Annotated in this window: 6 protein-coding genes; 5 read left to right on the top strand and 1 reads right to left on the bottom strand. The window is 51.9% G+C overall.

The window, feature by feature from the left end; translation table 11 throughout:
• The first annotated feature begins 1 nt into the window (after position 1).
• From OB13_RS08505 to OB13_RS08490, 4 genes are all read left to right on the top strand, one after another.
• Positions 2 to 2,863, top strand: coding sequence for a glycoside hydrolase family 3 N-terminal domain-containing protein (locus OB13_RS08505; RefSeq protein WP_461489733.1), 2,862 nt, complete (start codon positions 2 to 4; stop codon positions 2,861 to 2,863).
• Between the two features lie 71 nt (positions 2,864 to 2,934).
• Entirely contained in the window at positions 2,935 to 4,083 is a 1,149-nt protein-coding gene (gene bshA / locus OB13_RS08500) for an N-acetyl-alpha-D-glucosaminyl L-malate synthase BshA (protein WP_461489732.1), read from the top strand.
• Between the two features lie 173 nt (positions 4,084 to 4,256).
• Positions 4,257 to 6,149 carry a phosphoglycerate dehydrogenase gene (gene serA, locus OB13_RS08495; RefSeq protein WP_461489731.1) on the top strand — a complete coding sequence of 631 codons (1,893 nt, stop codon included), beginning with the start codon at positions 4,257 to 4,259 and terminating at the stop codon, positions 6,147 to 6,149.
• Between the two features lie 230 nt (positions 6,150 to 6,379).
• Positions 6,380 to 7,468: an aminotransferase class V-fold PLP-dependent enzyme gene (locus OB13_RS08490; RefSeq protein ID WP_461489730.1), complete on the top strand. Its 1,089-nt coding sequence runs from the start codon at positions 6,380 to 6,382 to the stop codon at positions 7,466 to 7,468.
• A 151-nt stretch (positions 7,469 to 7,619) separates the two neighbouring features.
• Here OB13_RS08490 and OB13_RS08485 read toward each other — a convergent pair whose 3' ends face one another.
• Positions 7,620 to 8,153, bottom strand: coding sequence for a DUF7935 family protein (locus OB13_RS08485; RefSeq protein WP_461489729.1), 534 nt, complete (start codon positions 8,151 to 8,153; stop codon positions 7,620 to 7,622).
• A gap of 158 nt (positions 8,154 to 8,311) precedes the next feature.
• Here OB13_RS08485 and OB13_RS08480 point away from each other — a divergent pair, with 158 nt between their 5' ends.
• Positions 8,312 to 8,659 (top strand): HesB/IscA family protein, encoded by a 348-nt coding sequence (locus tag OB13_RS08480; protein ID WP_461489728.1) that lies wholly within the window; start codon positions 8,312 to 8,314, stop codon positions 8,657 to 8,659.
• Positions 8,660 to 8,809 lie beyond the last annotated feature (150 nt).

Here is an 8,809-nt window from a genome sequence, read left to right as displayed (position 1 = left end):
CGTGGAATCCAAAGAGCAAAGCTGGGTAGACAGTGTCTTCAACTCCCTCACTCCTGATCAGCGTATTGGCCAGCTGTTTATGGTGGCCGCCTATTCCAACAAAAACGAAAAACATTTCCGACAGGTAGATACCCTGGTGAGCCGCTATGGCGTAGGAGGAATCATGTTCATGCAAGGCGGGCCGGTGCGCCAGGTGCAGCTTACCAACCGCTTCCAGAGCCTGGCCAAAGTACCGATGCTTATTGCGCTGGATGCCGAATGGGGACTGAACATGCGCCTGGACAGCAGCATGCACTTTGCCAAGCAGATGACGCTCGGTGCCCTGACCGACGAGAAGTACGTGTACCTGATGGGGCGTGAAATAGCCCTGAAAATGAAGCGTATGGGCGTGCACGTGAGCTTCTCTCCCGTACTGGATGTGAATGTAAATCCGCAAAACCCGGTGATCGGCAACCGCTCCTTTGGCGAGACCAAAGAGGAAGTCGCCCGCCGCGGCGTCGCATACATCAAGGGCCTTCAGGACCATGGCGTAATTGCGGTGGCCAAGCACTTCCCCGGCCACGGCGACACCGATACAGATTCGCACCTGACGCTTCCTGTCGTGAACCACGATATGAAACGCCTCACCGAGGTGGAGCTATACCCTTTCTACAAGTCCTTTGAGGCGGGCGTAATGGGCGTGATGGTCGCGCACCTGTACCTGCCTAAGATCGACTCGACCCGCAACCAGGCCGCTACGCTTTCCAAGCCACTGGTAACAGGACTATTAAAAGAGAAGATGCAGTACAAAGGCCTTGTCTTTACGGATGCCCTCAACATGAAAGGTGTGAGCAGCTATTACAAGCCAGGCGAAGTAGACCTGCGAGCGCTCATGGCCGGTAACGACGTGCTCTTGTTCCCCGAGGATGTGCCGGTGGCCGTACGCAAGATCAAAGAAGCCATAGCCGCCAAAAAGATCAAATCCGAAGAAATTGACCAGCGTGTGCGCAAGATACTGCATGCCAAGTACTGGGCGGGCCTGAACAAGTATAAACCTGTTTCACTCACCAACCTGCAAGAAGAGATCGATAGGCCGCTCAGCAACCTGGTGCAGGAGCAGCTGTATGAGAACGCCGTGACCATGGTCCGTAACAAAGGCAACCTGGTACCCTTCCGCAACCTCGATACCCTGCGCATTGCCTCCGTTGCGATCGGCGTCGGATCGAACAATGCCTTCCAGCAGACCATGGACAACTATGCGCCTGTTTCTAATTTTACCATCCGCGACCGTTTCGCCCCTGATTCTGCCTTCACGAAGCTGATCACTAAACTGCAGGATCACAACGTGGTGGTGGTCAGCCTGCATGGCTTGAATAACACCCCCTTCAAAGATTTCGGTATCGGCGTCGGTACACGCGCTTTTATCAAATACCTGCAGGAGAGAACCAACAAAAAAGTGATCGTGGCGGTGATGGGCAATCCCTATAGCCTGAAGTATTTTGACAGGAGCAACTGGCTGGTAGCCGGTTATGAAGACAACCAGATTTCCCAAACGGTTGTGCCCCAGGTGTTGTTCGGTGCCCGGTCCGCGAAAGGAAAACTGCCTGTAACGGCTGCTACCACCATCAAAGCAGGTGCTGGCATCGTGACCCCTACCCTCAACCGCCTGAAGTATGGCACGCCGGAAAGCGTGGGCATGAACTCCAAGACCCTGGCGCAGATCGATAACATTGCACTCGAAGCCATTGCCTATGCCGCTACCCCGGGCGCACAGGTGCTGGTGGTAAAGAATGGCACTGTCATTTTCAACAAATCATACGGGTACTATACCTATGATAAAACCAAACCGGTCACCAACAACACGGTTTACGACATCGCTTCGATCACCAAAGTAGCGGCTACCCTGCAGGCCGTCATGTTCCTCAAAGACCAGGGCAAGATCAAACTGGAAGAGAAAGTATCCACCTACCTGCCGGAGCTGAAAGGCACCAACAAGGCCAACCTGATCGTGCGGGATGTGCTCGCGCACCAGTCCGGGCTACGGCCAGGTATACCGCACTGGCAAAAAACACTGGATAAGCTGCAATTGAACCAGACCTTCTATGCCAGCGCCCAGAACGATGTTTTCCCCAACGAAGTGGTCCCTGGCATTTACTCTATCAAGTCAATGGAAGACTCCCTCTGGACCTGGACCGTGCGCTCCCCCCTGCTGGTGAAGCCAAAGAATGCCAAAACCTATGAATACCAGTACAGCGACCTGGGTTTCTATATCCTCAAGCGTATGGCAGAGAAGATGCTCAATCAGCCGCTGAATGAGTTCATGGACCAGAATTTTTATGGCCCGCTGGGATTGAGCACCATGACGTATAACCCTTTGCTCAAGCTCCCGCGCGAGGTCATTGCCCCTACTGAAGACGACAATTACTTCCGCAAAAACCTCATCTGGGGTACGGTGCATGACCAGGGTGCTGCCATGATGGGGGGTGTAGGAGGCCATGCGGGCCTGTTCTCCAACGCCAATGACCTGGCTGTGCTCCTGCAGATGAACCTGCAGAACGGCAACTACGGGGGCCATAAATATTTCAACACCAATGTGGTGACTGATTTTTCAAAGAGGCAGTTTACGACGAGCCGCCGCGGCCTGGGCTGGGACAAACCCGATCCGGATGGCAACGGCCCGACGTCCAACATGGCCTCAGCTACTACGTTTGGCCATACGGGCTTTACCGGCACAGGTGCCTGGGTAGATCCGGAAAACCAACTGATTTACATCTTCCTGTCTAACAGGGTATACCCGGATGCCGGAAACTCCAAACTGGTGAAGTACAACATCCGCACCCGTATACACGATGTGATCTATAAATCAATCGTACCAAAAACTTAATTCGAACAGGATAGTTTGACAAGTGCAGCTCTTGATGGGAGCTGCACTTGTTGTTTCCACAGCTTACTAACATGAAAATCGGAATAGTTTGTTACCCAACCTTCGGAGGAAGCGGGGTGGTAGCCACAGAATTAGGAAAAGAACTGGCGCTCAAAGGGCACCAGGTGCATTTTATCACCTATAGCCAGCCGGCCCGCCTCGACTTTTTTAACGAGAACCTCTTCTACCACGAAGTATACATCCCATCGTACCCGCTCTTCCAGTACCCGCCTTACGAACTGGCACTGGCCAGCAAAATGGTGGACATCGCCCGGTTCGAGAAGTTGGACGTGCTGCACGTGCACTACGCTATACCGCATGCTTCGGCGGCTTACATGGCCAAGCAGATCCTCCGGACCAAAGGGATTCACATCCCGGTGATTACGACGCTGCACGGCACCGACATCACGCTCGTAGGCAAAGACGCTTCTTTTGAGCCTGTCGTTACCTTCAGCATCAACCAGTCGGATGGCGTGACAGCGGTTTCGGAAAGCCTTCGTACGGAAACATACGAGTTCTTCCAGATCGAAAAAAACATAGAAGTGATCCCCAACTTCATTAACCTGGATAAGTTTAAGCGCCAGCGCAAAGAACACTTCCGGATGGCCATCAGCCCGAACGAAGAGAAGTTGCTGGTGCATACCTCTAACTTCCGGGAAGTGAAGCGCGTGGAAGATGTGATCCGGATATTTGCCAAAGTGCACGAACATATCCCCTCCAAACTGCTGCTAGTAGGCGACGGGCCGGACCGCCCCAAAATGGAAAAGCTATGCCGCGACCTCGGGATCTGCAGCGATGTACGCTTTCTGGGCAAACTCGAGGCGGTGGAAGAAGTGCTCTCGATCGCCGACCTTTTCCTGATGCCTTCCGAAAAAGAAAGCTTTGGCCTGGCGGCTCTGGAAGCGATGGCCTGCGAAGTACCGGTGATTTCAACCAATGCAGGAGGTATACCGGAGTTGAATTTGCACGGGGTTACCGGGTTTGTAAGTGAAATCGGCGATGTGGAGGACATGGTTCGGAATGCCCTCTATATACTGGATGATGCCAACCTGCCCACTTTCAAAGCGAACGCCCTGGCCCGCGCCCGGGATTTTGAAATTGAAAAGATCGTGCCGCTCTACGAGCAGTTCTATCAACGCATTATCGACAAGCAATTGGCAGAAATGGGCAATCCGTTATAATATAAGGTGAAACATCAAAAAATCCGGCTGCATCTGATGTGACCGGATTTTTTTATGTCCTATATTTACTCATCTTCCCCCTGGGTGTATACCTGCCCGACCTGATGCTCTGGTTTTTAAAGCGCTCAGGTATAGCCCTTACAGGAATTCTTATAAGCAGAAAAACAGCTGATATGGCCAAGGACCGATATTACATCATCGACTTCGACAGCACCTTTACACAGGTAGAAGCACTGGACGAACTGGGAGAGATCTCACTGGAAGGTGATGAAAACAAAGAACAGATACTGCAGCAGATCCGGGACCTCACCAACGGGGCGATGGACGGGAACAGCTCTTTTACCGAGGGACTGACCAAACGCCTGGCTTTGCTCCGAGCTAACCGCCGGCATCTGAAGCCGCTTATCCAACTCCTGCAGACCAAAGTCTCCGAATCGATCAAACGCAATAAGGAGTTCTTTGAAGCGTATGCGGATAACATCCTGATCGTATCAAGTGGATTCAAGGAATTTATTACCCCTATCGTAACCGAGTATGGCATCAAGGAAGAAAATATTTATGCCAACACCTTCTTCTTTGATGAGCAGGGAAACATCACCGGCTTTGATGAAAACAATCTGCTGAGCCTGGACAAGGGCAAAATAAAACTACTGGAAGAACTGGCGCTGGAAGGCGATGTATACGTGCTGGGCGATGGCTATACCGACTATGAAATAAAGGAGGCCGGACTGGCCAATAAATTCTATGCCTTCACCGAGAATGTGGTGCGGGACAACGTGGTGGCCAAAGCAGAATACGTAGCTCCCAGCCTGGACGAGTTCCTGTACCAGAACAAACTCCCGATGGCGATCTCCTACCCCAAAAACCGGATCCGGGTACTGCTCCTCGAGAACGTCCATCCAAAGGCTGTCGAGCTTTTTAAGCGCGAAGGCTACCAGGTCGAGACCGTAGCGGGTGCTCTGAGTGAAGATGAACTCTGCGAGCGCATCAAAAACGTGTCGGTGCTGGGAATACGCTCCAAAACGCAGGTGACCAAACGCGTGCTGGAGCATGCCAACAAACTCATGTGTGTCGGCGCTTTCTGCATCGGTACCAACCAGATTGACCTGGCCGGCTGCCTGAACGCGGGCGTAGCCGTATTCAATGCGCCTTACAGCAACACCCGCAGTGTGGTGGAACTGGCCATAGGCGAGATCATCATGCTGTGCCGCAACATCGTGGACAAAAGCACGCTCATGCACCAGGGCAAATGGGACAAGTCGGCACAGGGCAGCGTAGAGGTGCGCGACAAAAAGCTGGGTATAATAGGGTATGGCAGCATTGGTTCCCAGCTATCGGTGCTGGCCGAAGCCTTGGGCATGGAAGTGTATTACTACGATGTGATCGAACGATTGCAGCTGGGCAACGCACGCAAGTGCAGTACCCTGAAACAGCTGCTCGAAATAGCCGACATCGTGACACTGCACGTGGATGGCCGCGCCAGCAACAAATCCATGTTTGGGCAGGAGGAGTTTGCGGCGATGAAAGACGGCGCTATTTTCCTCAACCTGAGCCGCGGCCACATCGTGGACCTGCCGGCATTGGTAGAAGCGCTCCGGTCCGGTAAGATACGCGGAGCCGGCGTAGATGTGTTTCCGTATGAGCCGGCTACCAACAACGAGGAGTTTGTGAGTGAGCTACGGGGTATGCCCAATGTCATCCTCACCCCGCACATCGGGGGCAGCACCATTGAAGCGCAGGAAAATATCGGCACTTACGTTCCCAGCCGCATCATGGAGTACATCAACACAGGTAACAGCTACCAGAGCGTCAACTTCCCGAACATCCAGTTGCCGGAGCTCAAAAATGCCCATCGCCTCATCCACATTCACCAAAATGTGCCGGGTGTGCTGGCCAATATCAACAGTGTGCTGGCAGGCCATCATGTCAACATCCTGGGGCAATACCTCAAGACCAATGAGCAGATCGGCTATGTGATCACAGATATTGACAAGCTGTATGACAAAGAAGTGATCGAGGAAATGCGGCATATACCTGCCACCATCAAGTTCAGGATCCTGTACTAATGTAGATAAGGTATAGCCGGCCAAGGCATGTGCAGTAGGTATAGGTATGTCATATAGCAGTAAGCTTCAGGCAGATGACGCAGCTATTTTGAACCCGGGTAGGTGCAGGTATAGAGCTCATAACCGAAGACTACCTGTGCACAACTCGGACAGGTCACGACCTGTCCCTATCAAACCAGCTATACCTACCTAGCTCCCAAACTTTCTAACTCCTAAACTCTCAAACTCCAATGACCAACAAGATCTTCTTTACGCCAGGCCCTTCGGAGCTATACCCTACCGTGCCAGCGCACATGCAGTCGGCGATGGAAAATAAAATCGGAAGTATATCGCACCGCAGCCAGCAGTTCAAGGATATTTATGCGCATGCTGTGGCCGGTCTGCGCCAGTTGCTGCAGCTGCCCGACAACTACGAGGTGCTGTTCCTTTCTTCTGCCAATGAGATCTGGGAGCGTGCCATACAGAACCTGGTACAGGAAGAAAGCTTTCACCTGGTAAATGGCTCTTTCTCGAAGCGCTTTCATGAGATATCCGGTGAGCTGGGCAAGAAAGCAGGCAAGTATGAGGTGCCATTCGGCACAGGCTTTGTGCCGGCAGAGGTAGCTATACCTGACGGGGCGGAGCTTGTAGCGCTCATTCATAACGAGACCAGTTCAGGCGTGTGTATGCCGGCCGAAGAGGTAGCGGCCTACCGGGCAAAAGCCCCGGCGGATGCGCTGATTTTCGTGGATGCCGTGTCCGCACTGCCCCATCCTGCTTTTGATTACAGCCAGGTAGATTCCGTGTATTTTTCGGTTCAGAAATGTTTCGGCCTGCCGGCCGGCCTGGGGGCATGGTTGCTGAACGAGCGCTGCATTGCCAAAGCGGAAGCGTTGCAGGCAGCAGGTGTCACGATCGGTTCTTACCATACAATACCAGCCATGCTTTCCAAAGCAAAGGCCAACCAGACCCAGGAAACTCCCAACGTGCTCAACCTATACCTGCTGGGCAAGGTGGTGGAAGATATGAACAAGCGAGGGATTGACACCATCCGGGAGGAAACCGAGGCAAAAGCCAGGCTGATCTATGACTACCTGGAGCGCAGCGAAAACTTTGAAATAGCAGTCCAGGAACCTGCCCACCGGTCCCCCACCACGATCGTGGCCAATACCAAACTGCCGGCTTCAGAAATAAACAAGCTTCTGTCTCCCTTCGACATGGCAGTAGGCAGCGGCTATGGCAACAACAAAGAATCCCAGATCAGGATCGCCAATTTCCCGGCCCATTCGCTCAGCCAGGTACAAGCACTGATTTACAAGTTAGAGAGTTTGGGAGTTTAGGAGTTGGAAAACCGGGGAGTTTGAAAGGTATAACCTAACTTGATTTAACTTATTTAAATGCATAAGCCTTCTGAGCCTATAGCATCTGCTTTGGATCAGAAGGCTTATACATTTAAGGTGTTTTAACTCCTAAACTCCCAAACTCTCTAACTTAAAAGACTTGCCCGATTTCCTGTTTGAGGTAGGCGATGGCGCGGCCGGTCGGGTCTACTTCTTCGGTAAGTATACTCTCCAGGATGCGCTTGGCCAGGTCGGTGCCTTTTGTTTTGTCAGGCATACCCTGGTACGATTTGTTGATCAGGTTGACAACTTCTTCACGCGCTCTTTTCACCTGCTGCCAGGCCTGGTCGGTCATGTATACCTGCTGCGACATGTTGTGGTTGAACTCATTGCGTATCTCGGTGAGCAAGATACGGTGGTAGTCAGCAGCACTATGGCCCGAACCGCTGACGCGCAGGAGCAGGTTGCTAGGTGTGATGCGCTCGAGCAGCAGCGTAATGCGCTCATAAGCCTGCAGCCGGATGGGCGTGATGACTTCAGCGTTTTTCTGCCGAAGCTCCAGCAGGCGCAGTTTGTAATCCCGCTCCAGATGATTTTTAATCAACAGGTATACGGTGGTCGCCACAATCAGGGCCGGTATCGTTATCTTCAATATATCCAGTACGATTACTGTAGTTTGTTCCATCAGGCGTTGTGTTTAAAATCTAAATATCGGGAAAAATTAATTTATGTCCGCATGAATCATTTGCTTTGGACAGCTGTTTATCTAATACAAGAAAGCAGTCGCAGCATCTTTACGCGGAATTCCGTAACTTGCGTCTCCATTTCAAATTGATATAGACTATGGCAACTGAAACAAAAACTGCACCGATAGCGCTGACTGAAAAAGCACTGCTTGAGGTTAAGAATATAATGCAAGAGAAAAACGTACCGGCTGAATATGGCCTGCGCATTGGCGTACAAGGCGGTGGCTGCTCAGGTATGTCTTACCTGCTGGGCTTCGACAAGGTGAAAGACACCGATGAGGTGTATACCCTGGATGGCCTGAGCCTGATCATGGACAAGAAGCATGCGATGTATGTGCTGGGTATGGAAGTTGACTTCCAGGATGGCCTGAATGCACGTGGTTTTGTTTTCAACAATCCACAGGCAAAAAGCACCTGCGGTTGCGGCAGCTCTTTCTCTGCCTAACAATACCTTCTTTCTCTTTAGTAGAAAGGCAAAGCCCGGCTGTTATGGCCGGGCTTTGTTTGTTTTAGGATTGGAAAAAGTCTTTCAAATAAATTACAATCACAGCTATCAAAAATGCGGCAAGCATTGTTCCAAAAAGTATAGCAAAGG

Source organism: Pontibacter sp. HJ8 (assembly GCF_054824225.1).
The sequence above is the reverse complement of the archived record's forward strand: the minus strand, read 5'-3'. Positions and strand labels throughout refer to the sequence as shown.

Excerpts from the sequence above, each read along its gene's own strand:
- bshA (WP_461489732.1), top strand. The coding sequence starts at position 2,935 with ATGAAAATCGGAATAGTTTGTTACCCAACCTTCGGAGGAAGCGGGGTG.
- OB13_RS08485 (WP_461489729.1), bottom strand. The coding sequence starts at position 8,153 with ATGGAACAAACTACAGTAATCGTACTGGATATATTGAAGATAACGATA.
- serA (WP_461489731.1), top strand. The coding sequence starts at position 4,257 with ATGGCCAAGGACCGATATTACATCATCGACTTCGACAGCACCTTTACA.
- OB13_RS08480 (WP_461489728.1), top strand. The coding sequence starts at position 8,312 with ATGGCAACTGAAACAAAAACTGCACCGATAGCGCTGACTGAAAAAGCA.
- OB13_RS08490 (WP_461489730.1), top strand. The coding sequence starts at position 6,380 with ATGACCAACAAGATCTTCTTTACGCCAGGCCCTTCGGAGCTATACCCT.